Below are 26,562 nucleotides of genomic sequence, written 5' to 3'. Positions count from 1 at the left end.
ATCCGGGAGGAACCTGTGGTCTGGGAAGAACCCGTGGTCCGGGAAGAGCCCGTGGGCCGAGAGGAGCCCGTGAGCCGGAAGGATCCCGTGGGTCGCGGGGAGCCCGTGAGCAGGGAAGAGCCCGTGGGCCGGAAGGACCCCGTGGTCCGGGAAGAGCCCGTGGGCCGGAAGGACCCCGTGGTCCGGGAAGAGGCCGCGGGCCGGAAGGAAGCCGTGATCTGGGAGGATCCCCGCATGCCCGCATCACCGAGCACCGCCCGGGCCATCAACGACCGGCTCGCCCTGCGGCTGCTGCAGCAGGAAGGCCCCTTGACGGCAGGGCAGTTGAAGCAGCTCACCGGACTGTCCCGGCCCACGGTCGCCGACCTCGTCGAGCGCCTCACGGCAGCCGGGCTGATCTCCGTGGTGGGGGAGTCGGGGGAGCAGCGGCGCGGCCCGAACGCCCGCTTGTACGGGATCGTCGCCGACAGGGCCCACCTCGCCGCCCTCGACGTGCGCACCGAGGGGGTCTCCGTCGTCGTCTCCGATCTTCTCGGTGCGGAGCTGGCCCGGGCGTCGGTGCCCATCGCGGACGACACCGGCACCGGGCCCGCCGTCGAGCAGGCGGTGACGCTGGTGGAGCGGGCGGCGAAGGAGGCGGGGGCGGAGCGACTGCACACGGTCGGCATCGGCGCCCCTGGCCTGATCGACCCCGGCACCGGTGAACTGCGCGACTCCTCCGGTCTGCCCGAGTGGCACCGCCGTCTGGTGGCCGCCCTCCAGGAGCGCCTGCCCGCACGTGTCCTGGTCGAGAACGAGACCAACCTCGCCGCCCTCGCCGAACAGCGCGACGGTGCCGCGCGCGACCGCGACACGTTCGTGCTGCTGTGGCTGGGGCACGGCACCGGTGCCGCGGTGATCCTCGACGGCCGGCTCCGCCGCGGCGCCTCCGGCGGCACCGGCGAAATCGGCTTCCTGCCCGTGCCCGGGACCTCGACCCTCCCCTCGGCGACCGACTGCGAGGGCGGCTTCCACTCGCTGGCGGGGGCGGCGGCCGTCACCGGGCTCGCGGCGCGGTACGGCGTCGCGGCGGAGCCGGTTCCGCACGAACCACACGCGGCGGCGCTGGTGAGGGCAGCCGTTTCCACCCCCGACGCGCCGGACTCCTCCCGCTTCCTCGACGCCCTCGCCGACCGTCTCGCCGTCGGCGCCGCCTCCGTCATCGCCGTACTGGACCCCGGCTGTGTGGTTCTGGGCGGCGAGGTCGGCCGCGCGGGCGGGGATGTTCTCGCCGCGCGGGTCGAGCAACGGCTCGTACGGATGTCGCCGCTGCCGACGGAGGTGCGGGCGAGTGCGTTGGGCGGCGGCGCGGTGCTGCGCGGCGCCCTCCTGACCGCCCGGGACGGCGCCCAGGACGAACTCTTCGCACCACCGTCACGGTAGCCCCGGGAGCGGGGCCTGAAGGTTCTCGCCCCCACGCCCTTCAGGGGCGCGGGGAACTGTGCGACAAACCCCCACCCTCCCGCAGCCGAAGAACAACCCGGCGGGTCCGGGGCGCAGCCCCAGGTCGGGACGGGCAGGGGTGGAGGGGGCGAAAACCGCTTGGTCCCCACCCGCGTTGGAGACCCGGCGGCGGGGCAAGGGCCTCCGTCACCGCCGCCGGGTCGATCGGGGGCGACCATTCGGTGTCGACAAACCGGTTTCGACGACGCGATGATCGCCGACCTTAAATGGACTAGACCACACCGTCAATAGGTACGGACCATCATCAAGGGCGTACGCCGGAGCGGAAGTTGACCGGTCGCGCGGCGCGCGAGAAGTCCATCCATATGGCCTGTGAGCCACCCCACAGGCGTTCGCCCGCATGGGCGTCGATCAGGCGTGGCACACTGGCCCTGTACCAGAAGCAGCGCACTCCGGGGTCGGTGAAATTCCGAACCGGCGGTTACAGTCCGCGACCCGGTCGCTTCCAGCGGCCGGTTGACCAGGTGAAATTCCTGGACCGACGGTTAAAGTCCGGATGGGAGGCAGTGCGCGGCGGGCGGGCATTCGTGCGCGCCGCCGTCAGTTGCGACTTGTCCCGTGGGACGAGTCTCCTTTCGGCGTCGTCCCCGGTGTCGTCGTTCGCTCATTCTGTCGTCATCGACAGGCCCCGGAGTCCGTGCCCCATGAGGCAGGAGGACCCGGGAAGTGTTCACCGGAATCGTCGAAGAGCTGGGTGAGGTCACCGCCGTCGAGAACCTCGACGACGCCTCCCGTTTCCGGCTGCGCGGCCCCGTCGTCACGCAGGGCGCGCAGCACGGCGACTCCATCGCCGTCAACGGCGTCTGTCTCACGGTGGTCGACCACGAGGGCGACGAATTCACCGCCGACGTCATGGCGGAGACCCTGGACCGCTCCAGCCTCGGTGCCCTGACCGTGGGCTCCCGCGTCAACCTGGAGCGCCCGATGGCCGTGGGTGAGCGCCTGGGCGGGCACATCGTGCAGGGGCACGTCGACGGCACGGGCGCGGTCATCGAGCGCAAGCCGTCCGACAACTGGGAGATCGTCAAGATCTCGCTCCCCGCGGACCTCTCGCGCTATGTGGTCGAGAAGGGCTCCATCACCGTCGACGGCATCAGCCTGACCGTGGTCGACGCGGGCCCCGACTACTTCACCGTCAGCCTCATCCCGACCACGCTCACGCTGACCACGCTCGGCCTCAAGCAGCCCGGCGACCCGGTCAACCTCGAGGTCGACGTCATCGCCAAGTACGTCGAGCGGCTGCTGGGCACGCAGGGAGCAGCCAAGTGAACTGGCTGAACTCCGAGGCCTTCGTCCTCCTCGATCAGCACATCAAGTGGTCGGACATGATCGGCAACGTCATCGGTCTGATCGCCCTCGCGCTCGGCTGGCGCCGCTCCATATGGAGCTGGCCCGTCCAGTTCCTGTCCGGCGTCATCCTCTTCGCGGCCTTCGCGACGGCCCACCTCTCCGGCAGCGCCGGCAAGCAGGTCGTCGTCATGATCGTCGCGGTGTACGGCTGGTGGCAGTGGAACCGCGGCAAGGGGCAGGCGGCGGACGGTTCCATCGCCGTCCGCTTCGCCACCTGGCGCGAGCGCAGCTACATGATCGGCGCCGCGGCCGTCGGCACCGTCGCGGTCGCCGGCCTGTTCTTCGCGTACCCGTCCCTCTCCTGGGACCCCTGGCCGGACGCGTACATCTTCGTCGGAACGATCGTCGCCATGTACGCCCAGGCGCGCGGCATGGTCGAGTTCTGGTTCGCCTGGCTGCTGGTCGACCTGGTGGGCGTGCCGCTCAACTTCGCCAACGGCTTCGCCTTCTCCGGTTTCGTCTACGTCCTGTACGGCGCGCTCGTCCTGTGGGGCATGCGCGACTGGTGGCTGCGCTCCCGCAAGGCCGGGCAGCCCGTCCTGGAAGGAGCCCCGGCATGACCACCGCGCCGGTCTGGTACAGCACCGACAACATCGAGGACTTCGCGCTCGACCCGGTCGAGAAGGCCATCGCCGACATCGCGGCGGGCCGCCCCGTCGTGGTCGTGGACGACGAGGACCGGGAGAACGAGGGCGACCTCGTCATCGCCGCCGAGAAGGCGACCCCCGAGATCGTCGCCTTCATGATGAGCGAGTGCCGTGGGCTGATCTGCGCGCCCATGGAGGGGGACGAGCTGGAGCGGCTCCGGCTCCCGCAGATGGTCGACGACAACACCGAGTCGATGAAGACCGCGTTCACCGTCTCGGTGGACGCGTCCGCCGCGCACGGTGTGACCACCGGCATCTCGGCATCCGACCGTGCCACCACGCTTCAGCTGCTGGCCGACGGGAGGGCCCAGGCGGACGACTTCGTGCGCCCTGGCCACATCTTCCCGCTGCGCGCCAAGCCCGGTGGCGTCCTGGTCCGCAACGGCCACACCGAGGCCGCCGTCGACCTGGCCCGTCTCGCGGGCCTGCGCCCCGCCGGTGCGATCGTCGAGATCGCGGGCGAGGACGGCCGCATGCTCCGACTGCCCGAGCTGATCCCCTTCGCCCGCAAGCACGGCCTGACGATCATCTCCATCGAGGACCTGATCGCCTACCGCCGCACCGCCGAGCCCACCGTCCGCCGCGAGGCCGAGGTCCACCTGCCCACCGCCTTCGGCGAGTTCACGGCGTACGGCTACCGTTCCACCGTCGACGGCGTCGAGCACGTCGCCCTCGTCCACGGCGAGATCGGTGACGGCGAGGACGTCCTCGTCCGCGTCCACTCCGAGTGCCTCACCGGAGACGTCTTCCACTCGCTGCGCTGCGACTGCGGCCCCCAGCTGCAGACGGCCATGGAGCGCATCCAGGCCGAGGGCCGCGGCATCGTGGTCTACCTGCGCGGCCACGAGGGGCGCGGCATCGGCCTGCTCTCCAAGCTGCGCGCGTACGAACTTCAGGAGCAGGGCCGCGACACCCTCGACGCCAACCTGGAGCTGGGCCTGCCCGCCGACGCCCGGGACTACGGCGCCAGCGCCCAGATCCTGGAGGACCTCGGCGTGCACAGCCTGCGCCTGCTGACGAACAACCCCGACAAGACCGACGCGCTCGTCCGGCACGGCCTCAAGGTCACCGCGCGAGAACCGATGCCGGTACAGGCGGGCGAGCACAACCTCCGCTACCTGCGCACCAAGCGGGACCGGATGGGGCACGACCTGCCCTGGCTGGACACGACCACCGTGTCCGCCTGCGGCAACCAGTAACGACGGCATACCGGTAACAACGGCACTGTCGGCAACAACCGCACTATCGGCAACACAGCACAGCGGCACTGAGGAGAGACGTGAGCGGCAAGGGTGCACCTGAACTGTCCGTACGCAACTGCGGCGACCTGCGCGTCGCGGTCATCGCGGCACAGTGGCACGAGAAGGTGATGGACGGCCTCGTGGACGGCGCGCTGCGCGCCCTGCACGAGCTGGGGATCGACGAGCCGACCCTGCTTCGGGTCCCCGGCAGCTTCGAGCTGCCGGTCGTCGCCAAGGTGCTGGCGGGCCGCGGCTACGACGCGATCGTCGCGCTCGGCGTCGTCATCCGTGGCGGAACCCCCCACTTCGACTACGTGTGCCAGGGCGTCACCAACGGCCTCACCCAGGTCTCCATCGACACCGGCGTCCCCGTCGGCTTCGGCGTGCTGACCTGCGATACCGAGGAGCAGGCCCTGGACCGCGCGGGCATCGAGGGGTCCAACGAGGACAAGGGGCACGAGGCGGTGACGGCCGCGGTGGCGACCGCGGCCACGCTGCGCTCAGTATCTGAACCCTGGCGCTGAGGAACCTCGGTGACCGCGTAGGGTGGGCACACCATGTCCAAGAAGACGTTCGAGGAGCTCTTCACCGAGCTCCAGCACAAGGCCGCCAACGGCGATCCCGCCACTTCGCGCACCGCCGAGCTGGTCGGTAAGGGTGTCCATGCCATCGGCAAGAAGGTTGTCGAAGAGGCCGCCGAGGTCTGGATGGCCGCCGAGTACGAGGGCAAGGACGCCGCCGCCGAGGAGATCTCGCAGCTGCTCTACCACGTCCAGGTGATGATGGTCGCGCGCGGGATCTCCCTCGACGACGTGTACGCCCACCTGTAAATCCCGCTGTTCCCTCAACCCCTTCACGCAAAGGAAGCCGACCTCATGCTGCGCATCGCCGTCCCCAACAAGGGTTCCCTGTCAGGCCCTGCGGCGGAGATGCTGCATGAGGCCGGCTACCAGCAGCGCCGGGAGTCCAAGGAGCTGAGGATCGTCGACCCGGAGAACGAGGTCGAGTTCTTCTACCTCCGCCCCCGCGACATCGCGATCTACGTCTCCTCCGGCCGCCTCGACATCGGCATCACCGGCCGCGACCTGCTCATCGACTCGGGCGCCAACGCGGAGGAGATCCTGCCGCTCGGCTTCGCCCGTTCGACCTTCCGCTTCGCCACCAAGCCGGGCACGGCGAGCGGCATCGCGGACCTCTCCGGCATGACGGTCGCCACCTCCTACGAGGGCATCGTCGCCAAGCACCTCGCCGACCACGGCATCGACGCCTCCGTCGTCCACCTCGACGGCGCCGTCGAGACCGCCATCGAACTGGGCGTCGCCGAGGTCATCGCCGATGTCGTCGAGACCGGCACCTCGCTGCGCAACGCGGGCCTCGAGGTGTTCGGCGACCCGATCATGAAGTCCGAGGCCGTCGTCATCCGCCGGGTCGGAGCCGACACCGCCGAGGACACCGAGCCCAAGGTGCAGCAGTTCCTGCGCCGCCTCCAGGGCGTCCTGGTGGCACGGACGTACGTGATGATGGACTACGACTGCCGCGCCGAGCACCTGGAGAAGGCCGTAGCGCTCACCCCGGGCCTGGAGTCGCCGACCATCTCGCCGCTGCACAACGAGGGCTGGGTCGCCGTGCGCGCCATGGTCCCCGCCAAGGAGGCCCAGCGGATCATGGACGACCTGTACGCCCTCGGCGCGCGGGCCATCCTGACCACGGCCATCCACGCCTGCCGGCTCTGACGGGACTGCCGGACATGTCGGACCTTCCCGCCCTTCCCGTCACTTTCCGCCCGTCCCGCACCCGGGCCGTACTGCTCACCGCGGGCGCCGCGATCTTCGTGGTCATCACGACGGTCGCGATGCTCCTGGAGCAACTCAGCCCGGGGGAGCGGGTCAGCTTCGTCTTCACCGCGGCGCTGCTCTTCGGGGTGCTGCTGCTGCTCTCCCGGCCCAAGGTCGTCGCCGACGAGACCGGCGTCACTGTCGTCAACATCACCAGCAGGCGGCACCTGGACTGGGCGGAGATCCTCCAGGTCAACCTGCGCCCCGGTGACCCCTGGGTGTTCCTCGACCTCAGTGACGGCACCAGCCTGCCCGCGCTCGGCATCCAGCCGGGCATCGCCAAACAGCGCGCGATCGAGGACGCCCGCGCCCTGCGTGCGCTCGCCGAGGCCCGCTCCATCGGCGACCCCGAGAAACATGAGGGCTGACTCTCAGCCTTCCACCCTGCCCCCTGGGCCCATGTCTTGATTAATCTGTTGGCGGAGGCGTTTTCGTTGCGCCTCCGTCTCTGATGTGCCACCCGGCGTTCAGAGGCTTCCTGCTACCCGAGGAGTGACTCCCTCCAGCGATGGACGGATCGTCCTGTAGTACCTGCGCCGCCCCCTCCCGACATATCGAGGCGGCGGCATGACCATCCCCCTGCTGCTCCTTGGGGCGGCGTTCCTGCTGATTCTCGCCAACGGCTTCTTCGTCGCGGCGGAGTTCGGCCTCGTCACGGTCGAGCGCCCCGATGCCGAGAAGGCAGCGGCTGACGGCGACCGACGGGCTCTGACCGTCGTGAACTCGCTCAAGGAGCTGTCCTTCCAGCTCTCCGGCACCCAGCTCGGCATCACCATCACCTCGCTTGTCGTCGGCATGCTCGCCGAACCGGCGCTCGCCGAGCTGCTGCACGGCCCGTTCACCGCGATCGGCATCCCCGAAGGCGCCGTGTCCGGTGTCGCCGTGGTGGTCGGCATGCTGCTCGCCTCGGCCGTGCAGATGGTCATCGGCGAACTCGTGCCCAAGAACTGGGCGGTGTCCAAGCCCCTGCAGGTCGCCCGCTTCGTCGCGGGCCCGCAGCACGTCTTCTCGCGGCTGTTCCGGCCGGTGATCGCCGCCCTCAACGCGGTCGCCAACCGGCTCGTACGCGCCCTGGGCGTCGAGCCCGCCGAGGAGCTGGCCTCCGCCCGCACCCCCGGCGAACTCGTCTCGCTCGCCCGGCACTCGGCGCAGGCCGGTGCCCTGGAGCAGGACACCGCGGATCTCTTCGTACGGACGATCTCGCTCGCCGACCTGACCGCGCAGCACGTCATGACCCCGCGCGTGAAGGTCAGCGCGCTGCAGTCGTCGGCGACCGCCGAGGACGTCGTCAACCTCACCCGCGCCACCGGCCTGTCCCGCTTCCCCGTCTACCGGGAGCGGATCGACGAGATCGTCGGCATGGTGCACCTCAAGGATGCCCTCGCGATCCCCTCGCACGACCGGCGGCGCACCCCCGTCGGCCGGATCGCCCAGGCCCCGCTGCTCGTCCCGGAGACGCTGCCCGTGCAGCCCCTTCTGGAGCAGCTGCGCAGCGAGCAGCCGATCGCCGTCGTCGTCGACGAGTACGGCGGCACGGCGGGCGTGGTCACCCTGGAGGACATCGTCGAGGAGCTCGTCGGCGAGGTCCGTGACGAACACGACGGGCTGGATCTGCCCGAACTCGCGGTGGCGCCGCCCGAGGACGGACGGCCCGCGTGGGACGCCGACGGCAGCTGCCGGGTGGACATTCTGCAGCGCATAGGCCTCGATGTGCCCGAGGGCCCCTACGAGACCGTCGCGGGCCTCGTCGCCGATCTGCTCGGCCGGATCCCGGCCCCCGGCGACAAGGCCGAACTCCCGGGCTGGCGCCTGTCGGTGCGCCAGGTCGGGCACTACCGCGCCGAACGCGTCCGCCTGGTGCGGACCGCGCCCGCTGCGGAGGCCGTCCGATGAGCCTGCTTCAACTCCTGTTCGCCGGGCTGCTGGTGCTTGCCAACGGCTTCTTCGTCGGCGCCGAGTTCGCGCTCGTGTCCGTACGGCGCAGCCAGATCGAACCGCTGGGGACGGCGCGGGCCCGACAGGTCCTGTACGGCCTCGAGCGGCTCCCGCAGATGATGGCCGCGGCCCAGTTCGGCATCACCATCTGCTCGTTGACGCTCGGCGCGGTCGCCGAGCCGACCGTCGCCCATCTGCTGGAGCCGGTCTTCGAGGCGATCCATCTGCCGGACGGGCTGATCCACCCCCTCGGGTACGTCATCGCGCTCGCCTTCGTCGTCTTCTTCCACCTCGTCATCGGCGAGATGGTGCCGAAGAACCTGGCGATGGCCGCGCCCGAGAAGACGGCGCTGTGGCTGAGCCCCGGCCTGGTCGCCTTCGCGCGGCTGTGCCGGCCGGTCACCGTCGCCCTGGGCGCCTGCGCCCGTCTGATCCTCAAGCTGTTCCGTGTGGAGCCCAAGGACGAGGTCGAGGCGGCCTTCACCAGTGAGCAGCTCAACCGTCTGGTCGAGGACTCGGGCCAGGCGGGCCTGTTGGAACCGGAGGAGCAGGAGCGCCTGGAGGACGCCCTGGAGCTGGGGTCGCGCCCGGTCACCGACGTCCTCCTGAACCGCGACTCCCTGGTGACCGTGGGGCCCTCGGTCACTCCGGGCCAGGTCGTCGCGCTCACCGCGCGCACCGGGTACTCCCGGTTCCCCGTGGTCGCCGAGAACGGCGCCTTCATGGGCTATCTCCATGTGAAGGACGTACTCGATCTGGAGGAGTCCGAGCGGGCGGTGCCGCAGCAGATCTGGCGCCCGATGACGACCCTGCGGTGCGAGCTTCCGCTGGACGACGCGTTGACCGTGATGCGTCGTGCCGCGACGCACCTCGCCCAGGTCGCCGACGCGTCGGGCAAGGTCCTGGGGCTCGTGGCCCTGGAGGACGTGCTGGAACTGCTGGTCGGCGAAGTACGCGACCCGGCCCACCGGGAGGCTCCTCCGCTGCGCGTCTCGGAACCACGCCCGAGCGAGACGCCGGAGGAGGCGCTGGCGAGCTGACCCACGCGTAGTTCCCCGCGGGCCGTCAAGGGGCGCGGGGAACTGCGCAGTCTGGTGGCGGGGGTCTGGGGGCGCAGGCCACATGGACGGGACGGGCAGGGGCGGAGGGGGCGAAAACCACCCCCGGAGCCACCCCCGGTCACATCGTCGACGGATCCTGCGGCCCCCGCCCCGACAGAACCTCCCCGTACGCCTGCATCAGATCCGGCAGTCGCAGTGTCGACAAGTCGTCGCGGGACAGCGCCCCGGGATAGAGCGACAGCCGAAGGTCGCGGTACGCGCAGCTCTTCTCGTACAGCGTGCGCAGGAATCGCCCGTTGCCGAGCTCGTCGATCCACCCCTGGTCGACGACGTGCCCGGCGATCGAGCGCAGCTCGTCCAGCGCCTCCTCGTCCCACACGTCGCCGTTCTCCGCGGCCAGCACCTCGCCGATGGAGGTGAGTTCGAGGGGACGGTAGGAGGGGAAGTCGACGCGGGTGGTGAAGCGGGAGGAGAGGCCGGGGTTGGTGGCCAGGAGGCGGTCCATGCCCTCCGGGTAGCCGGCGAGGATGACGACGAGGTGGTCGCGGTTGTCCTCGGCCCGCTTGAGAAGTACCTGCAGGGCCTCGTCGCCGTATGCGTCGCCCTTGCCGTATCCGGAGTTGGACAGCGAGTACGCCTCATCCACGAAGAGGACGCCGCCGATGGCCGAGTCGATCAACTCGTTGGCCTTGACCGCCGTCTGGCCCAGATACTCGCCGACCAGGTCCGCCCGCTGCGCCTCCACCAGATGGTCGCCGCCGAGCAGCCCCAGCGCGTAGAAGACCCGGCCGAGGATGCGGGCCACGGTGGTCTTGCCGGTGCCGGAAGGGCCGGAGAAGACGAAGTGCCGTTTCGGCGGCTGGACCGGGAGACCCTGCCGGGTGCGAAGCCTCGCCATGTTCAACTGCGCCGACAGCGCCTTGACTTGGCGCTTCACGGGCTCCAGGCCCACCATGCGCTCCAGTTCGGCGAGCGCCTCTTCGAGTAATGCGGGGTCGGTCGGTCCGGCGGGCAGCGGCTGCACCGGCAGCACGGCCTTCTCGCGCACCGCGTCGGTCTCCGGAGGCAGCCCGCCCGGTGGCGCGAGATCGGGTTCCGAGAGCTTCAGGTCCCGCCCCTCCGCGCCGAACAGCGGATCCACACCGTCCGGGCCCTCCATCACGTCCTGCCCGACCCCGGCGAGCGTGATCGCCGCCAGGTCGGCGGCGGCATCGTCGTACCCGTCGCCCTCGGAGATCGCCGCGAGCCGTGCCGAGGTGTCCATGAAGGAGGGATCGACCCGGTGCACCGCCCGGTACAGGGGCAGTGCGGCGGCGGACCGCCCGGTGCCCTCGTGCGCCCGCGCCAGCCAGTACCGCAGCTCCTTGCGCTGGGGCTGCTCGCTGCGACAGCGCATCAGCGCGGAGGACAGGAGCGGCTCCGCCTGGCCGTACATCTCCAGACGGACCCGGGCCATCCCGCCGAAGAGGCCGGCCTCTATGCCCAGCATGGGATCGTCGATCAACGGATCGGTGTGCCGGACCAGCTGCTCCCAGTCCTTGACCAGATAGGCGCGGCACGCGTGCAGGAACCGTACCTGGGGGTCCGCGTCGACGGGCGGCAGACCCGCGAGCGCACGGTCCAGCTCCGGGACATGACGCCCGTCGAGCCAGTGCGAGGCGTGCGCGAGCAGTAGATCGCGCGGGCTCTCCAGCACGGGCTGAACCCACCAGCCCAGCCAGTACCAGGAGTTGAGCGTGCGCCGATGCCTGGTGCGCTGCTCCCCGAAGCGGTCCCGGTGCCGGAACATCCGCAGCAGCGCGGTCGTCGTGTCCACCCGGAGCGCGTGCAGTCCGAGCCAGCCGTCCGCCATTCCCGGGTCCATCCGGACCGCGGCGCGGAACTCCTCCTCCGCCTGCGGATAGGCCCCCATCGTGTAGGCATCCACACCTCGCATCCAGGCGAGGTCGGCCGGGGCCTCGGGGCCCTGCGTGCCGAAGTCCATCACGTCCCCCACAAACCGTGCCCCCGATGGTCAGGGAGTGTCTCGTCGATCAGGACACCCCCTCGCCGCCGGGCCGGTGCCCGTCGGCAGCCTTGGTCGAACCGCCGTGCCACGGACGGGAGTTGCATCGGTGCGCAGAGCAGCCGTCCGAAGGTCGCACCGAGAGGCATCGTACCTGCGGTGCATACGCGGACCGTAGGGTGCCGCCACACCCCGTTCCACGAGGTGGGAGCAGATGGGGCGCACTTCGCACGGTGACCGAGGGTGAGCGAATCACGGCGCGCAGCGCCCGGAAAAGAGGGTGTGGGCAGAACGAAGCCCCCGATCACGGGGGAACAACCGGGGGCTTCGCGACTGCGGGCGGCTTCGAAAGACCGCACATTCAGAACGTAAGTCCTGTACGGCCCCCCGGTCAAGCCGAGTTGAAGCACTGACGGAACTTCTCATGTAGGGGTCTTCACGAGTTCAGCACATTGCGGATGGCCCGTCACCGTGAGTGATGATGTGCTCCGCTCCTGAGGTCTCAGTAGGCCCCGGCAGCACCTCGTACCCCTCGGGACACTGCTGCACCAGAAGATCGGCGAACGGTCTTGAGGGGTCCTTGGCGAAGTGTTGGCGCTCGGCGCGGACCCATCCGGCCCAGAACTCGCGCTGCGCCTCTCCGTCCCGCAACCGCCCGCGCGTCCACGCTTCGCTGCGCGGCAACTCCATCCACAGCAGTCGTGCGAGGAACGGGCGCAGCGCGCGGCGACCGGCGCCGACGCCTTCCAGAAGGATCACGGGCGCGGGCGGCAGCGCGCGGGGCGGCCCGAAGCTCCGGGCGATCCAGTCGTACGGGGTGTAGTGCGCGGTCTCGCCCCGGCGCAGCGGCTCGACGACCTGGGGCAGCAGCCGCTCCGTCCAGGCGAAGAGCTCCTCGTGCGTCGCGATGTCGTCGAGGTGCAGCACGGGCGCGTCGTCCAGTGCCTCCGCCAACTGCCCGGCGAATGTGGTCTTCCCGGAGCCCGCGTGCCCGTCGATGGCGATGAGGCGGGCGGGGCCGCAGGAAGGAGGCAGTCGGCGCAGCTGCGCGGCAAGGTCGTGAATGGGGCTTCCCGGGGTGCGATGAGATGTCAGCATATTCCTGGGGAACATTCTATCCGGATGGTGTCCACGGCGTATCCATGGGTGCCGAATAGTGCCGCATTGAACTATTCATTGAACAATCCTCAAGAACTCCTTTCGTTCCCTCCATAACCGTGGACGACGCGAAACCAGTATTTCGTAAATGCCGTTCCGGTTCCCCTTGATGCTGAGTAGGGTGCCTGTTGCGCAACTGCGAAGCGTCGCACGGGGATGGACAGGGGAAGATGGCCGCGGGGTTATTCGAGGGGCAGTATGTGTGGCATCCGGCGGCCGACGACCGCAGACTCGCGAGCGTCTGCGTGGACGTCCGGGCCGGCCGCTATCTGAGCGCCCACGAAGCCCTGACGGAGACCCGCGGCGACTTCGGACTGCGTGCACATCGTTCCCTCGTCCTGGCTTCCGAGGCCGCCGACTCCGACCTCGCCGAACGCTGGCTGGCCGAGGAGCCGGCCCCCGAGGCCGCGCTGATGTGGGCGCGCGTGGCCGTGCTGCGGGCGCTGCGCGCGGCGGACGCCAAGGACGACCGGGCCGAGGCTCTGGAGCGCATCGCGCTGACCGCGTGCGACCGGGCCGCGACCATGGCCCCCGCCGATCCCACGCCGTGGGTCGCCAAACTGGCCATGGCCCGGCTGCACGACCTGCGCGACCCGGCCCCGCAGGGCCTGCTCACACAGCCGCCGGGCCCCTGGCAGCTGTTCTCGCACATCCTCCGCCTCGATCCCTGGAATCGTGAAGGCCACCATCGCTTCCTGGCGTTCTTCTTCACCCGGTACGGCGGTTCGGTGAACGCAGCCTGGGACGTCGCCGCCTTCCTGAGCCAGCGCGCTCCCGCATCCTCGCCGCTGCGGCTGCTTCCGCTGGTGGCCCTGGTGGAGAGCTACAACCCCTCGCAGCTTCTCGTCGACCGCACCTGGGAGCAGCCCCAGTGGCGTTCCACCGCGCTCGCGATCTATCAGAACTGGCTTCCCGAAGTGCCGGGCTACCGCTTCACGCCGGTGCTCGACCTGGCGTATCTGGCCCACGCGCTGTTCATGGCCCAGCGCGAGTTCGAGGCGCGCGCGGTCTTCATGGCCATGGGGCCCTACGCCTGCCGGATGCCCTGGAGTGTGTTCGGCGACCCCGAGGAGCAGCTCTCCCGCGCCCGCCGCTCCTGCGGCCTGCCCGTGCCGGGAGCCGCCTGAGCCGACCCGGACCGACCGTCCGGCCCTCGGGCCGGCCTCCCGGCCACCCCAGCCTTCCGGCCCACCCCCACAGAAAGGTCAGTTGTGTCAGAACGGATATCGGCCCCGCGCGCGAAAGGTCACGCCGGCGAGGATTTCGCCGCGCTCGACGACGACGCGACACTTCATGCGATGGGATATCCGCGAAAGCTCACACGCCGATTCCAGGCGTTCGACAATTTCGCGATATCCTTCACCATCATCAATATCATCTCGGGAATCTTCTCGTCCTTCGGATTCGGCATGAATGCCGGTGGTCCGCGCATTCTCGTCTTCGGCTGGATCGGCGTCTCCGTCATGGTGCTGTTCATCGGCGCCGCCATGGCGGAGGTGGCTTCCGCCTATCCGACCAGTGGGGCGCTCTATTTCTCCGCCGGAAAGCTGGCCAAGCGCCACAAGGGTGCCTGGTCCTGGTACACGGGCTGGCTGAATTTCGTCGGCCAGGTGGGCGGCACGGCCGCCACCGGATACGCGGCCGCCACCTTCATCCAGGCCTTCATCGCCCTGCAGTGGCACTCGTACGAGCCGACCGCCCAGCAGACGGTCATGATCACGGCGCTGATCATCGTGCTCCAGGGTCTGGCCAATACCTACACCGTGCAGTTGGTCGCCCTGCTCAACCGGATCTCCGTGTGGTGGCTGCTCATCGGGCTCCTGGTGATCGTGAGCACACTGATCGTGATGCCCGACGACCATCAGTCGGCCTCGTTCGTCACGCATTTCGTGAACAACACCGGTTTCACGAACGGTCTTTACGGAGGGATGCTGGGCCTGCTGGTCACCAGTTGGACCTTCACGGGCTTCGACGGCAGCTTCCACATGTCCGAGGAAACGGTGCGGGCCACGGTCAATGCGCCCAAGGGGATCACGCGGGCGATCGGCTATTCGGCGATCACCGGACTGATCCTCATACTCGCCCTCGTGTACAGCATTCATGACTATGACCAAGTGGCGAGCTCTTCGGCGCCTCCCGTGCAGATTCTCATCGATGGGCTTGGCATGGGCACGGCGAAGGCCATCCTGTTGATCGTGATCGGGGCCATGCTCTTCTGCGGTCTGGCCAATCTGACCAGTAACACCCGGCAGATCTTCGCCTTCTCCCGGGACGGCGCGATGCCGGGCTCCCGCTGGTGGCACTCGGTCTCGCCGCGCACCCGTACCCCCGTCAAGGCCGTCTGGCTCGCGGTTGCCTGCTCGCTGGTCCTTGTCGTCCCCGGCTGGTGGTCGCACACGGCCTTCACCGCCATCGTCAGCGTGAACGTCGTCGGGCTCTTCCTCGCCTACGCCGTGCCGATCTTCCTGCGGCTGCGGCTCGGCGACGAGTTCCAGCCCGGCCCGTGGCACCTGGGCCGCTGGAGCAAGGCGGTCGGCTGGGTGGCCGTGATCTGGATCCTCGCCAGCAGCGTGCTGTTCATGCTGCCGCAGGTGTCGCCGGTCACCGGCGACACCTTCAACTATGCGTCGATCGCCCTGGCCGTGGTGCTGATCATCGCCACGGTGTGGTGGTTCGCCACGGCACGCCGCCGCTTCCAGGGGCCGGTCAGCTACGGGCGGCCCGACGAGGTCGCGGCGATGGACCTCATCTGACGGCCCGTCCTCGACCCCGGTACACGGCACCGCCGCACCGGGGTCGAGGCCTCGCAGGTCATGCCAGTGGTCCCGACCAATATTGGTGGGTGCGGCGCGGGCCGAAGTGCTGGCAGAAGTCGGTCCCCGGCGTCCATAGTTGGCCCACGGCGATGCACTGCCCACAGTCTGAACTCGCCGCTTGCAGCCGTGCGCCTGAACCGTCGCTTCCGGACGAACTGGGGGTCACCCACCCATGACCAGAGCTTCAGAGCCGTCCCGCAGAGCCGTCCTCGCCGCAGCGGTCGCCGCGGCGGCCGCCGGTGCCGCGGGACCCGCGGCCGCGGCCACCCCGGCCGGGTCGGCGGAAGCACCCTCATCGCTCGTGGACAACCGTGCCTGGACCTCGTACACCGACTGGCGGAGCGGCAGCGCGCAGGGCACGCGGGCCGTGGCGGGCGTCCGTCCTGGCCTGGTGCTCGCAGCCCCGGTCGGCACCTTTGATTACCCGGACCCGCACACCGGTAAGACTGCCACCTGGGAGTACGCGACCTGGACTTCCCCGGTCCACCGGCTCGCGGTCCCGTCCACCGAGGCCATCGCCTCCTGGAACGCGGACACCCCGGCCGGCACCTGGCTCCAGGTCGAGCTGACGGGCACGTACTCCGACGGCACGGACACCCCCTGGTATGTGATGGGCCGCTGGGCGGCCGGCGACCAGGACATCAGGCGGACCTCCGTCGACGATCAGAGCGACGGCAAGAGCAGCATCTGGACGGACACCTTCTCCATCGACGACGCCGCCTCGGGCCTGCGCCTCGTCTCCTACCGGCTGCGGCTGACCCTCTACCGCACCCCGGGCACCCGGATCACGCCCACGGTGTGGCGGCTCGGCGCGATGGGCTCCGACATCCCCGACCGCTTCACCGTCCCGGCCTCCACGCCGGGCCTCGCCCAGGAACTGGGCGTCCCGCGCTACTCGCAGGAGATCCACGCGGGCCAGTACCCCGAGTACGACAACGGCGGCGAGGCCTGGTGCAGCCCCACCTCCTCGCAGATGATCATCGAGTACTGGGGACGAGGGCCCACCGCGGAGCAACTGGCCTGGGTGAACCCGGACTACAGCGACCCGCAGGTGTGCCACGCGGCCCGCTTCACATACGACTACCAGTACGCGGGCTGCGGCAACTGGCCCTTCAACGCCGCCTACGCGGCGACGTACAAGGACCTCCAGGGCGTGGTGACCCGCCTCGGCTCGCTCACCGACCTGGAGACGCTGATCGCCGCCGGCATCCCGGCCATAACGTCCCAGTCCTTCCTCAAGTCCGAGCTGACGGGGGCGGGGTACGGCACCTCGGGCCACCTGATGACCGTCATCGGGTTCACCGCGGACGGCGATGTCATCGCCAACGACCCGGCTTCGCCGAGCGACGACGCGGTGCGCCGCGTCTACAAGCGGCGTGAGTGGGAGAACATCTGGCTGCGGACCAAGCGGTACAACGCCTCAGGGAAGGTCGTCTCCGGCACGGGGGGCGTCTGCTATCTGTACTTCCCGGCGCATCCGTCGGCGCGGCAGTGCAAGGCGCTGGCGGCGGTAGGGGTTCGCTGAAGGAAGGCGGCCCCTCCCCGTGCGGGGGCCGCCCGTCCGCTCAGCTCTGGACCGGATCGACCACCCAGTCGGGGTGGTTCGGCATCGGCGGGGTCTTCGCGCCGTACAGCCACGGGTGCAGGAAGCTGTCGAGGTCCTGGCCGGAGACCTTCGACGCCAGGTCGATGTAGTCCTGCGTGCCGGCGGTCTTTCCGCGGTACTTGGTGACCCAGGCGCGCTCGATCTTGCCGAACGTCTCCTGGCCGACCTTCTCGCGCAGCGCGTACAGCACGAGCGCCGAGCCGTCGTACCGCATGCGCTTGAAGAGGTTCGGCTCGGTCGGCTCGGCCGGGGCGCCGTAGTCGTGGCGCCACTGGTCGTGGCTCGCGTACGCCGTCTTCATGGTGTCCTCGAAGCTCACGCCGCCGTGCGCCTCCGAATACAGCCGCTCGTAGAAGCGGGCGTGGCCCTCGCTCAGCCACAGGTCGGACCAGGTCTTGATGCCGACGCTGTCACCGGTCCACTGATGGGTCAGCTCGTGGACCAGGTTCCGCTCGGCGCTGACCTGGTCGCCGAGCAGGTCGGCCTTGGGGATCAGGGAGAGCGTCTGCGTCTCCAGGGCCACGCCCAGGTCGGTGTCGCCGACGAGGAGGCCGTACCGGTTGAAGGGGTACGGGCCGAGCCGCTCCTCCAGCCAGGCGATGTGGTCGGCTGTGAGCTTGCGGTACTGCTCGGTCGATGCGACCAGGTCGTCCGGGACCACGTCGCGGATCGGCAGCCCGTGCGGGCCCGTGCCGTCGACGAAGGTGAACTTGCCGATCGCCAGCTGTGCGAGCTGCGTCGCCAGCGGCTGTTGTGAGTCGTACGTCCACTTCACGCGCCCGTCGGCCTGCTCGGTGCGGTCGGTGAGCTCGCCGTTGGCGACGGCCTTGAGGCCCGGCGGCGTGGTGATGCGGAAGGTGATCGGCGCCCGCTGGCTCGGGTGGTCGTTCGACGGGAAGATCATCTTGGCGCCGTTGGGCTGCGGATACAGCACCGTGCCGTCCGGCGTGGGGATCCAGCCGTAGTCCTCGATGGCGTCGTCGCGGTGGCGTATCCGGGTCGGGTCGGCGGTGTAGGTGACCTTGACGGTGAAGGCCTTGCCCTGGGCGAGGGGCTTCGCGGGGGTGATCACCAGCTCGTCGCCGTCGCGCTCGGCGGTGGCCGGTTTCCCGTTGACGGTCACCGTGTGCAGGGTGTTCCCGGCGAAGTCCAGGTCGAAGCGGGACAGCGCCTGGGTGGCGGTCGCGCTGATCGTCGTGGCGGCCTCGAAAGGCGTCTTCGGCGCCTGCCAGTCGAAGTCGAGGAGATAGCGGTCGACCTTGTATCCGCCGTTGCCGTCGAGCGGGAAGATCGGGTCGCCGAGGCCTGCCGCTCCCGGGGAGGGGGCGCCGGCCGCGGCATGCGGGGACGGGGAGGAAGCGGCTTGCGAGACCGGACCCGTTAAGGCGGCTGCCACGGTGATCGCCGCCACCAGGGCCGGGCGAGCTCTGCGGCGAGGCGTCCGGAACGTGCTCATCAGGGACCTTTCGGTTGACTGACCGCTGTCGTGTGAGGAGACGCACAGCTCCCTCGCATCGTTGTGGAAATCCCGCGGCATTCGAAGCACGTCGAAATGATCGGCCCTCGTGGCGTGACCAAGGTCTCTACCGCGGGAACCCGCTTCGGTGGCAAGGTGGTCGAGTCGGTGGGGAGCCGATGTGAGGCGGGGGGACCACACCGCACCACTACGTCAGCGAGATGCCATGACCGCGACCTCCGCCACCGCCACCCGTCTTCGTGCCCGCACCGGCGGCCCCAAGGACGACGGCCCCAAGATCCTCGAACATGTCGCGGGCTGGACCTTCGTCGTGGTCCTGGCCATGCTCGTCACGCAGCTCGGCCTGCTGTGAGCTGAGCCCCGCGAGGCGGCCCTCCGGAAGGCGACGCCCTCGCGATCGAGGCAGTCGATCGGAGTCGAACAAGCAGGTGGCACAGGTCTGCCATACTGCCGGTGTCCCGCCGGCAGTTGGAGACCAGGTCCGGAATTGAATAATAGTCAACAGCGCGGCGCCGACCGTCCACGGGCGCGCGGCACCGACCGCTCACTGGCACGCCGCGCCGAACTCATCGCCATCGGACGGAAGTTGTTCGCCGACACGTCGTACGACGCGCTGTCGATGGACGACATCGCACGGCAGGCACATGTCGCCAAGGGGCTCATCTACTACTACTTCAAGTCCAAGCGCGGCTACTACCTCGCCATCGTCGAGGACTCGGTCGCGGACCTGGTCTCCCGGGCGGCCGGCGGCCTCGAACTGCCCCCGGTGGAGCGAGTTCACCGCACTATCGACGGCTATCTGCGCTACGCCGAGCATAACCAGGCCGCGTACCGCACGATCATCACCGGCGGAGTCGGTTTCGACACCGAAGTGCAGGCCATACGTGAGGGCGTGCGCGAAGTCATCGTCGAGACCATCGCCGAAGGCGCGTACGGCAGGCGCAAGATCGCGCCGCTGCCCCGCATGGCGTTGCTCGGCTGGCTCTACAGCGTCGAGGGCGCCACTCTGGACTGGATCGGCCACCCGATACTGCCGCGCGACACCATGCGCGAGCTGCTCGTGAAGATGCTGGGCGGCGCCATGCGTGCCGTCGAGGAGCTCGACCCCTCCTACCTGGCCCCGCCGGACGCACGCCGCGACGCATGAGCGAGGGGCGGGGATCGTCACCGACCCCCGCCCCAAAGCCCGTGCGGAAATGGCTAGTTGATCGACTTGATCAGTTCGCCGTTGGAAGTGTCACCGCTCAGCTCCCAGAAGAAGGTGCCGCCCAGGCCCTGCGTGTTCTTGTAGCTCATCTTGCCCGCGACGGTCGACGGAGTGTCGTAACTCCACCAGTTGTTCCCGCACTTGGCGTATGCGGTGCCGCCGACCGTGCCGGTCGCCGGGCACTTCGTCTTGAGCACCTTGTAGTCGTCGATGCCCTGCTCATACGTTCCCGTCGCCGGACCGGTCGCCGTGCCACCCGGCGCCGCCTGTGTCACACCGGTCCAGCCGCGTCCGTAGAAGCCGATGCCGAGCAGCAGCTTGGAGGCCGGGATGCCGAGGCCCTTGAGCTTCGCGATCGTCGCGGAGGTGTAGTAACCCGCCTTCGGGATACCGGTGTACGAGTTCAGCGGCGAGTGCGGGGCCGTCGGTCCGGTCGCGTCCCAGGCGCCGAAGAAGTCGTACGTCATCGGGTTGTACCAGTCGACATACTGTGCGGCTCCCGCGTAGTCCGACGCGTCGATCTTGCCACCGGCGGTGGCGTCGGCCGTGATCGCCGCGGTGACCAGGTTGCCGCTGCCGAACTTCGCCCGCAGCGCGGACATCAGGTTCTTGAACGCGGCCTTGCCGCTGGTGTCGCAGGTGTTGCCGCAGGCGTTCGGGTACTCCCAGTCGATGTCGATGCCGTCGAAGACGTCCGCCCACTTGGAGTTCTCGACCAGGTCGTAGCAGGACTGGGCGAATGCGGCCGGGTTCCTGGCGGCCTCGCCGAAGCCGCTCGACCAGGTCCAACCGCCGAAGGACCACAGCACCTTGAGGTTCGGATGCTTCTTCTTCAGCTTGCGCAGCTGGTTGAAGTTGCCGCGCAGCGGCTGGTCCCAGGTGTCGGCGACGCCGTCCACGGACTGGTCGGCCGTGTACGCCTTGTCGGTCGCCGCGTAGGAGTCGCCCATGGCGCACTTGCCGCCGGTGACGTTGCCGAACGCGTAGTTGATGTGGGTCAGCTTGGCGGCCGAGCCGGAGGTCTCGATGTTCTTGACGTGGTAGTTCCGGTCGTAGACGCCCCATTCGGTGAAGTAACCGACGACCTTGGAACCGGCCGCGGCGGCCTGCGGGGTGCCGGTCTTCGGGGTGGCGGTCGCCGTGCCGGCGCCGGCCAGCAGCCCCGCGCCGAGGACGGCGCAACAGGCCGAGGACAGGAGTGCCCGCAAGCGGGCGCGGGGGCGGTGCGTACTGAGCATCGGGTGTCTCCTCGTGGGGGAGAGGGGAACGCGCGCCGTTTGGCATGAACGCGGTAAGGCGTGGGGGAAGAGTAGGAGGACTAGACCAGTGCGTCAATGGTTCGGACCAATTTCCCTTTCTTTTAGTAAGCGGTCGTTAACTGGTGACGCGATGCCTCCGATCGGGCATACTCACAGCGCCACAACCGCTGATCAGCAGCTTCCGTAACCCGGAAGGGGAGCATCGGCTGAGGCCCGTGAGACCCCGGCGGAGCCGCCCCACCCAGGCGTGCGTCCGCCGATGTGCCCGACAGGGAGGAGAGCGTCGCCATGCCCGACCGCGCCCCGCAGCCGGTGGACCGTCAACTGCCCACGGACGAGGCCCGGGATCTGATCTCGCTCGTCCGCGACATCGCGCAGCGCGAGATCGCCCCGAAGGCGGCCGAGGAGGAGGACGCCGGGCACTTCCCGCGCGAGGTCTTCAGCCTGTTGTCCGAGTCGGGTCTGCTCGGACTGCCCTACGGCAGCGAGTACGGCGGCGGGGATCAGCCGTACGAGGTCTATCTCCAGGCCCTCGAAGAGCTCGCCGCGGCCCGTCTCACCGTCGGTCTCGGCGTCAGCGTGCACTCCCTCGCCTGTCACGCCCTGGCGAACTACGGCACCAAGGAACAGCAGGTCGAACACCTGCCCGCGATGCTCGGCGGCGGCCTCCTCGGCGCGTACTGCCTCTCCGAGCCGTCCTCCGGTTCGGACGCCGCCTCGCTGCGGACCAAGGCCGTACGTGACGGTGACGACTGGGTGATCACGGGCACCAAGGCCTGGATCACGCACGGCGGCATCGCCGACTTCTACACCGTGCTCGCGCGCAGCGGAGGCGACGGTCCCCGCGGCATCACGGCCTTCTTGGTGCCCGGTGACGCCGAGGGGCTGAGTGCGGCGCCGCCCGAGAAGAAGATGGGCATGAAGGGCTCGCCCACCGCCCAGGTCCACTTCGACGGGGTGCGGGTCAGCGACGACCGGCGCATCGGCGACGAAGGGCAGGGCTTCGCCATCGCCCTGTCGGCGCTCGACTCCGGGCGGCTGGGCATCGCGGCCTGCGCCATCGGTGTCGCCCAGGCGGCCCTCGACGAGGCCGTGTCGTACGCCACCGGCCGACAGCAGTTCGGGCGGCCGATCTCGGACTTCCAGGGGCTGCGCTTCATGCTCGCCGACATGGCGACGCAGATCGAGGCGGGCCGGGCGCTCTATCTGGCCGCGGCACGGCTGCGCGACGCGGGCCGGCCGTTCTCCAAGCAGGCGGCCATGGCCAAGCTGCTGTGCACGGACACGGCGATGAAGGTCACCACGGACGCCGTCCAGGTACTCGGTGGCTACGGGTACACCGCCGACTTCCCGGTCGAGCGGTATATGCGCGAGGCCAAGGTCCTCCAGATCGTCGAGGGCACCAATCAGATCCAGCGGATGGTCATCGCCCGTCACCTCGCGGGTCCCGACTCGCGCTGAGCGGCCCGGCGCTGCGTGGGTCGGGACCCGCGCCGAGTGGCCCGTCGCCGCGGGGGTCGCGGCTCGTGTCGAACTGCCCCTCACCCCGTGGGCCTCGGCCGATGATGAACTCCCCGTACCCGTAGATCGGCGAGGGTGCCGCCAGCCGGACCCACTCCGGGTCGTGGCGCCCCGGCAGCATGCGTCCGCGATCGGCCCAGGTGCGCATCAGGGCGCGGTAGATGGGGGGATCCTGGGCAGGGGCCGGCCCCTGCCGAACCGATTCTGCCGGAGCGGGGACGATGATCCGGCGCCGACGCACGGTCGCAGAATATGTGGGGGTCATACCAGGGCAACGCGCCGGCGGGTGAGCAGGTCACCCGCCCGTGGATTCGAGAGTGAGTTCGCGACGGGCCCGTACGGGGGCTGCGTCGCACGGTGCGATATCTGGCCCCGGACGATTATCTGACGTACCGTCAACTTCGCTGTTCGGGGCCGTACCCCTCCGAGCGGCGTCAACTGCCGTGCGTCCAGGGAGGCTTGCCGTGCCCGACGACCGCCCCGTTGCACTCGACGAGTACCCCGTGCACCAGGTGCCCCTGTCCATGAAGCATGTCGCGACCGGCGACCGGAACGCATACGACCGCTGCATCTTCCACGTTCTGGACCACCAGGGCCGGGCGCTGCTGATCCTGGGCCTCGGCGTTTATCCGAACGTCGGAGTGATCGACGCGTACGCCACCCTGCGCCGCGGCGACCGCCTGCACGCGGTGCGGGCGTCGGACGCGCTCGGCGACGACCGGATGAACCTCACCGTAGGACCGCTGCGGATCACCGTGGAGGAGCCGCTGCGCCGCCTGCGCCTCCGGTCGGACGACGACACCCTGTCGTACGACCTCACCTGGTCCGCCGGCTTTCCGGCGCTCTGGGAACCGCACCACATCCAGCGCCGCGGCGGCCGGCTCACCCTGGAGGGGCGCCGCTTCGTGCAGGCGGGCGGCGTCGAGGGGATCATCCGCGTCGACGGCGACGAGATACCGGTCTCGGCGGGCGAGTGGACCGGCACCCGCGACCGCAGCTGGGGTGTGCGCCCGATCCCGGGGGAGGAGGGCGGCCGGCTCGCGGAGGACAATCCGACCGAGGGCTTCCACTGGCTCTGGTGCCCGGTCCGGTTCGACGACCGCTTCCTGATGGTCATCACCCAGGAGGACGCCGACGGCTACCGGTCGCTCAACGACGCGACACTCGTACGCCCTGGGGCGCGCGACCTCCAGCTCGGCCGGCCCCAGGCCGACATCACTTATCGCCCCGGCACCCGCCACCCCTCCTCCGCCGTCATCCACCTCATGGATCCGGTGGACCGCAAGCCCCTGGAACTGGGCGTGGAGGTGCTGGCCTCGTCGCCGCTCGCGGTCGGGGCGGGCTATCCGCCGGCCGACGACTGGCAGCACGGCACCTGGCGCGGCCGCGGCTGGACCGACCGGCGCGTCTATGACCTCTCGGACCCGGCCGCGCACCCCCTTGCCGCGTACGGGGTGATCGACCATGCCGCCCGCTTCACGCTGGACGGGCAGGTCGGCTACGGGATCTTCGAGCACGGCTCGTTCGGCCGCCACGACCCGAGCGGCTTCACCGGTTTCGACTCGGTCGCACCCTGAGTGCCCGTGGGGTCTTGGATCCCGTTCACGCCTTGATTGGAGTGGTGGCATGGCCACGGCACCGCGCCCCCGTACGACCACACGTGACCCGCAGGAGCTCGCACAGCGGCTGACGGCTTGGCTCTCCACGCGGCTGCCCGGCGCCAAGGCGGAGAACGTCACCGTCCCCGCGTCCAACGGCATGTCGAGCGAGACCCTGCTCTTCGACATCGAGCACCCCGAACCACCTCTGCGCGCCTGTGCGTTGAGACTCGCGGCCGACCCGGCGGCGTACACCGTCTTCCCCGTCTACGACATGCCGCGGCAGTACCGCACGATGCGCCTCGTCGCCGAGCGCACCGATCTGCCGATGCCGCGCGTGCTGTGGCTGGAGGAGGACCCCGGGCCCCTCGGGGCGCCGTTCTTCGTCATGGAACGGATCGAGGGGCGAGTGCCCCCGGACGTCATGCCCTATACGTACGAGGGGAATTGGCTGCACGCGGCGAGCGACGAGGAGCGTGAGCGGCTGGAGGGGGCCTCCACCGGGCTCCTCGCACGACTGCACGACCAAGTTCCGCTACGAGAAGCCGACTTCCTGGCGCTGCCCGGCGACGGCAGCCCGCTGCGCCGTCACGTCGCCTCCCAACGCGCCTACTACGAATGGGTGGTTGACGGGCTGTCGCGCTCGCCTCTCATCGAGAGCGCCTTCGACCGGCTCGACCACCTGTGGCCGCGCGACGAGGGCGAAGCGGTGCTCAACTGGGGCGACGCGCGCATCGGGAACGTCATTTACGACGGATTCGAACCCGTGGCGGTGCTCGACTGGGAGATGGCGGCGCAGGCCCCGCGCGAGGTCGACCTAGGCTGGACCGTCTATCTGCACCGCTTCTTCCAGGACCTGACGGTGAGCTTCGGCCAGAGCGGACTGCCCGACTTCCTGCGCCGCGACCGCGTGGAGCGGCGCTATGCCGAACTCACCGGCCACGTACCGCGCGACATGGATTTCTACACGCTGTACGCCGCACTGCGGCACGCGATCGTGATGCTTCGAGTCGCCTATCGCCAGGCGCACTTCGGCGAGGTCGCCGTACCGCCGGACCCGGACACACTGATCCTGCACCACGGCAGCCTGCGGGCCATGATGCAGGGCAGCTACTGGGAGGGACCGGGCGTCGGTCGGTGAGGGCGCGGGCCGGTCAGGCGGCCTGGCTCCGCATCTCGGGGACCCGCATCGGGCGCGAACCCGGGCCGCCGACGTGCGAGAACGGCTGCGTCCGCCAGTCGAGGCCCTGAGGGAGCGTCAACAGGAGCGCCGTGTCCTGCTCCTGGAGTTCCGCGGACTCGTCCGCGGGCCGAGCGTCGGCCGCCGTGCGGCCCGTACCGGAGCAGACCGTGAGCCCGAACGGGTTCCACGGCGAGGCGCACAGCGCGTGCTCCGGCAGGACCTCCTCGTCCGCCAGCAGCGCGATGGGCTGCGCGCAGTCCGGGCAGATGACCCGGTACATCTCGAAGGTGTCGTACGCGTCGAACTCCTCGCCGTCCAGGGCGTCCGGTTCGACGCCCTCCGGCGCGGGTTCGAGAACGGGCTGCTGCCGCTTGGACGCGGCACGACCAGGGCGCTTAAGACTCTGCATGGGTTTCTCCCCCTCGGGTGGGCCGACAAGGCACTGCGGCCTCGACCACAGCAAGCACTTCCCGTCCGGTCTTTGCGGTAATCACGAGAACATCACGGACCTGGTTGTGGCACTGTGGCGTTCGTCACATGCCGCCCGCAGGTGCCCGGCGTGGTGGATTTGTCCCCCGGACGGCTCACAGGAGGCTCCCTGCCACATCACAAACCGGGTATGACCTGCGCCGGTGAGGTATCCGGGGAGATCAAGGGCCCTGTAGGTTCTTGCGCCATGGAGGAGCTGGACCGACAAATTGTGCAGCTGCTCGTCGCAGACGGGCGGATGAGTTACACCGACCTGGGCAAGGCCACGGGCCTGTCCACGTCCGCCGTGCACCAGCGGGTGCGCCGGCTGGAGCAGCGCGGCGTCATCCGCGGCTATGCCGCTGTCGTGGACCCCGAGTCCGTGGGGCTGCCGCTGACCGCCTTCATCTCGGTGAAGCCGTTCGACCCGAGCGCCCCGGACGACATCGCGGAACGCCTCGGCGGCGTCCCCGAGATCGAGGCCTGCCACAGCGTCGCGGGCGATGAGAACTACATCCTCAAGGTGCGCGTCTCGACCCCGCACGAACTGGAGGAGCTTCTCGCCCGGCTGCGCTCGCTCGCGGGCGTGTCGACCCGCACGACGGTGGTGCTGTCCACGCCGTACGAGGCACGGCCGCCCCGCATCTGACCGCGGCTGCCGTGGGCAATGGTTCCGCGAGGCGACGGGGGCG

Annotated in this window: 24 protein-coding genes and 1 riboswitch; of the genes, 19 read left to right on the top strand and 5 right to left on the bottom strand. The window is 69.7% G+C overall.

Annotation, left to right across the window (positions count from 1 at the left end; genetic code table 11):
- Positions 1-234 precede the first annotated feature (234 nt).
- The 10 genes from ACIBK0_RS06225 (at position 235) to ACIBK0_RS06180 (ending at position 9,551) form a co-directional block, all read left to right on the top strand.
- A complete protein-coding gene (locus ACIBK0_RS06225; RefSeq protein ID WP_399076199.1) occupies positions 235-1,422 on the top strand; it encodes an ROK family transcriptional regulator in 1,188 nt (395 codons plus the stop codon).
- A gap of 464 nt (positions 1,423-1,886) precedes the next feature.
- A riboswitch (FMN riboswitch) is annotated at positions 1,887-2,017 on the top strand.
- A 152-nt stretch (positions 2,018-2,169) separates the two neighbouring features.
- Complete coding sequence (locus ACIBK0_RS06220) at positions 2,170-2,772, top strand: riboflavin synthase (RefSeq protein WP_399076197.1); 603 nt, start codon at positions 2,170-2,172, stop codon at positions 2,770-2,772.
- Entirely contained in the window at positions 2,769-3,413 is a 645-nt protein-coding gene (locus ACIBK0_RS06215) for a nicotinamide riboside transporter PnuC (RefSeq protein WP_399076195.1), read from the top strand. Before ACIBK0_RS06220 ends, ACIBK0_RS06215 begins: the two co-directional genes overlap by 4 nt.
- The gene (locus ACIBK0_RS06210; protein ID WP_399076193.1) at positions 3,410-4,699 is read left to right on the top strand and encodes a bifunctional 3,4-dihydroxy-2-butanone-4-phosphate synthase/GTP cyclohydrolase II; all 1,290 of its coding nucleotides are present in this window, start codon (positions 3,410-3,412) and stop codon (positions 4,697-4,699) included. The genes ACIBK0_RS06215 and ACIBK0_RS06210 overlap by 4 nt, the downstream gene beginning before the upstream one ends.
- An 80-nt stretch (positions 4,700-4,779) precedes the next feature.
- The gene (ribH, locus tag ACIBK0_RS06205) at positions 4,780-5,265 is read left to right on the top strand and encodes a 6,7-dimethyl-8-ribityllumazine synthase (protein WP_028803647.1); all 486 of its coding nucleotides are present in this window, start codon (positions 4,780-4,782) and stop codon (positions 5,263-5,265) included.
- A gap of 33 nt (positions 5,266-5,298) precedes the next feature.
- Positions 5,299-5,571 carry a phosphoribosyl-ATP diphosphatase gene (locus tag ACIBK0_RS06200; RefSeq protein ID WP_028803646.1) on the top strand — a complete coding sequence of 91 codons (273 nt, stop codon included), beginning with the start codon at positions 5,299-5,301 and terminating at the stop codon, positions 5,569-5,571.
- A gap of 45 nt (positions 5,572-5,616) precedes the next feature.
- Positions 5,617-6,474, top strand: a complete 858-nt coding sequence (gene hisG, locus ACIBK0_RS06195) for an ATP phosphoribosyltransferase (RefSeq protein WP_399076190.1) — start codon at positions 5,617-5,619, stop codon at positions 6,472-6,474.
- 14 nt (positions 6,475-6,488) lie between these two features.
- Entirely contained in the window at positions 6,489-6,944 is a 456-nt protein-coding gene (locus tag ACIBK0_RS06190; RefSeq protein ID WP_399076188.1) for a PH domain-containing protein, read from the top strand.
- Between the two features lie 199 nt (positions 6,945-7,143).
- Positions 7,144-8,469 carry a hemolysin family protein gene (locus ACIBK0_RS06185; protein WP_399076186.1) on the top strand — a complete coding sequence of 442 codons (1,326 nt, stop codon included), beginning with the start codon at positions 7,144-7,146 and terminating at the stop codon, positions 8,467-8,469.
- Positions 8,466-9,551 (top strand): hemolysin family protein, encoded by a 1,086-nt coding sequence (locus tag ACIBK0_RS06180; protein ID WP_399076184.1) that lies wholly within the window; start codon positions 8,466-8,468, stop codon positions 9,549-9,551. Before ACIBK0_RS06185 ends, ACIBK0_RS06180 begins: the two co-directional genes overlap by 4 nt.
- 139 nt (positions 9,552-9,690) lie before the next feature.
- Here ACIBK0_RS06180 and ACIBK0_RS06175 read toward each other — a convergent pair whose 3' ends face one another.
- Together ACIBK0_RS06175 and ACIBK0_RS06170 are read right to left on the bottom strand one after the other, a co-directional pair.
- A complete protein-coding gene (locus ACIBK0_RS06175; protein WP_399076182.1) occupies positions 9,691-11,556 on the bottom strand; it encodes an AAA family ATPase in 1,866 nt (621 codons plus the stop codon).
- Between the two features lie 465 nt (positions 11,557-12,021).
- Positions 12,022-12,675, bottom strand: a complete 654-nt coding sequence (locus ACIBK0_RS06170) for a uridine kinase (RefSeq protein ID WP_399076180.1) — start codon at positions 12,673-12,675, stop codon at positions 12,022-12,024.
- A 230-nt stretch (positions 12,676-12,905) separates the two neighbouring features.
- Between ACIBK0_RS06170 and ACIBK0_RS06165 the strand changes: the two genes are divergently transcribed.
- The 3 genes from ACIBK0_RS06165 to ACIBK0_RS06155 all read left to right on the top strand — a co-directional run bounded on the left by ACIBK0_RS06165 (position 12,906) and on the right by ACIBK0_RS06155 (position 17,076).
- Positions 12,906-13,862, top strand: coding sequence for a hypothetical protein (locus ACIBK0_RS06165; RefSeq protein WP_399076178.1), 957 nt, complete (start codon positions 12,906-12,908; stop codon positions 13,860-13,862).
- 84 nt (positions 13,863-13,946) lie between these two features.
- Entirely contained in the window at positions 13,947-15,488 is a 1,542-nt protein-coding gene (locus ACIBK0_RS06160) for an amino acid permease (RefSeq protein ID WP_399076176.1), read from the top strand.
- Between the two features lie 235 nt (positions 15,489-15,723).
- On the top strand, positions 15,724-17,076 hold the full coding sequence (locus tag ACIBK0_RS06155) for a peptidase C39 family protein (RefSeq protein WP_399076174.1): 1,353 nt from the start codon (positions 15,724-15,726) through the stop codon (positions 17,074-17,076).
- Between the two features lie 40 nt (positions 17,077-17,116).
- Here ACIBK0_RS06155 and ACIBK0_RS06150 read toward each other — a convergent pair whose 3' ends face one another.
- A complete protein-coding gene (locus tag ACIBK0_RS06150) occupies positions 17,117-18,613 on the bottom strand; it encodes a M1 family metallopeptidase (protein WP_399076172.1) in 1,497 nt (498 codons plus the stop codon).
- Positions 18,614-18,839: 226 nt separating this feature from the next.
- Between ACIBK0_RS06150 and ACIBK0_RS06145 the strand changes: the two genes are divergently transcribed.
- Complete coding sequence (locus ACIBK0_RS06145) at positions 18,840-18,986, top strand: SCO1431 family membrane protein (RefSeq protein WP_189188089.1); 147 nt, start codon at positions 18,840-18,842, stop codon at positions 18,984-18,986.
- A gap of 135 nt (positions 18,987-19,121) precedes the next feature.
- On the top strand, positions 19,122-19,781 hold the full coding sequence (locus ACIBK0_RS06140) for a TetR/AcrR family transcriptional regulator (RefSeq protein ID WP_399076169.1): 660 nt from the start codon (positions 19,122-19,124) through the stop codon (positions 19,779-19,781).
- A 53-nt stretch (positions 19,782-19,834) separates the two neighbouring features.
- Here the strand turns inward: ACIBK0_RS06140 and ACIBK0_RS06135 are convergent, their stop codons facing one another.
- A complete protein-coding gene (locus ACIBK0_RS06135; RefSeq protein ID WP_399076167.1) occupies positions 19,835-21,079 on the bottom strand; it encodes a glycoside hydrolase family 18 protein in 1,245 nt (414 codons plus the stop codon).
- A 309-nt stretch (positions 21,080-21,388) separates the two neighbouring features.
- Between ACIBK0_RS06135 and ACIBK0_RS06130 the strand changes: the two genes are divergently transcribed.
- The 3 genes from ACIBK0_RS06130 (at position 21,389) to ACIBK0_RS06120 (ending at position 25,360) form a co-directional block, all read left to right on the top strand.
- Positions 21,389-22,561, top strand: coding sequence for an acyl-CoA dehydrogenase family protein (locus tag ACIBK0_RS06130; RefSeq protein ID WP_399076165.1), 1,173 nt, complete (start codon positions 21,389-21,391; stop codon positions 22,559-22,561).
- Between the two features lie 524 nt (positions 22,562-23,085).
- Positions 23,086-24,198, top strand: a complete 1,113-nt coding sequence (locus tag ACIBK0_RS06125) for a hypothetical protein (protein ID WP_399076163.1) — start codon at positions 23,086-23,088, stop codon at positions 24,196-24,198.
- A 49-nt stretch (positions 24,199-24,247) separates the two neighbouring features.
- A complete protein-coding gene (locus tag ACIBK0_RS06120; RefSeq protein WP_399076161.1) occupies positions 24,248-25,360 on the top strand; it encodes a phosphotransferase family protein in 1,113 nt (370 codons plus the stop codon).
- A gap of 13 nt (positions 25,361-25,373) precedes the next feature.
- On the opposite strand, the gene ACIBK0_RS06115 is transcribed toward ACIBK0_RS06120, so the two are convergent.
- Complete coding sequence (locus tag ACIBK0_RS06115; protein WP_399076159.1) at positions 25,374-25,811, bottom strand: hypothetical protein; 438 nt, start codon at positions 25,809-25,811, stop codon at positions 25,374-25,376.
- Between the two features lie 267 nt (positions 25,812-26,078).
- Here ACIBK0_RS06115 and ACIBK0_RS06110 point away from each other — a divergent pair, with 267 nt between their 5' ends.
- The gene (locus ACIBK0_RS06110) at positions 26,079-26,519 is read left to right on the top strand and encodes an Lrp/AsnC family transcriptional regulator (protein ID WP_399076157.1); all 441 of its coding nucleotides are present in this window, start codon (positions 26,079-26,081) and stop codon (positions 26,517-26,519) included.
- Positions 26,520-26,562 lie beyond the last annotated feature (43 nt).

Source organism: Streptomyces sp. NPDC050564 (assembly GCF_044457265.1).
Lineage (GTDB): Bacteria > Actinomycetota > Actinomycetes > Streptomycetales > Streptomycetaceae > Streptomyces.
This window is presented reverse-complemented; position numbering and strand designations above follow the sequence as displayed.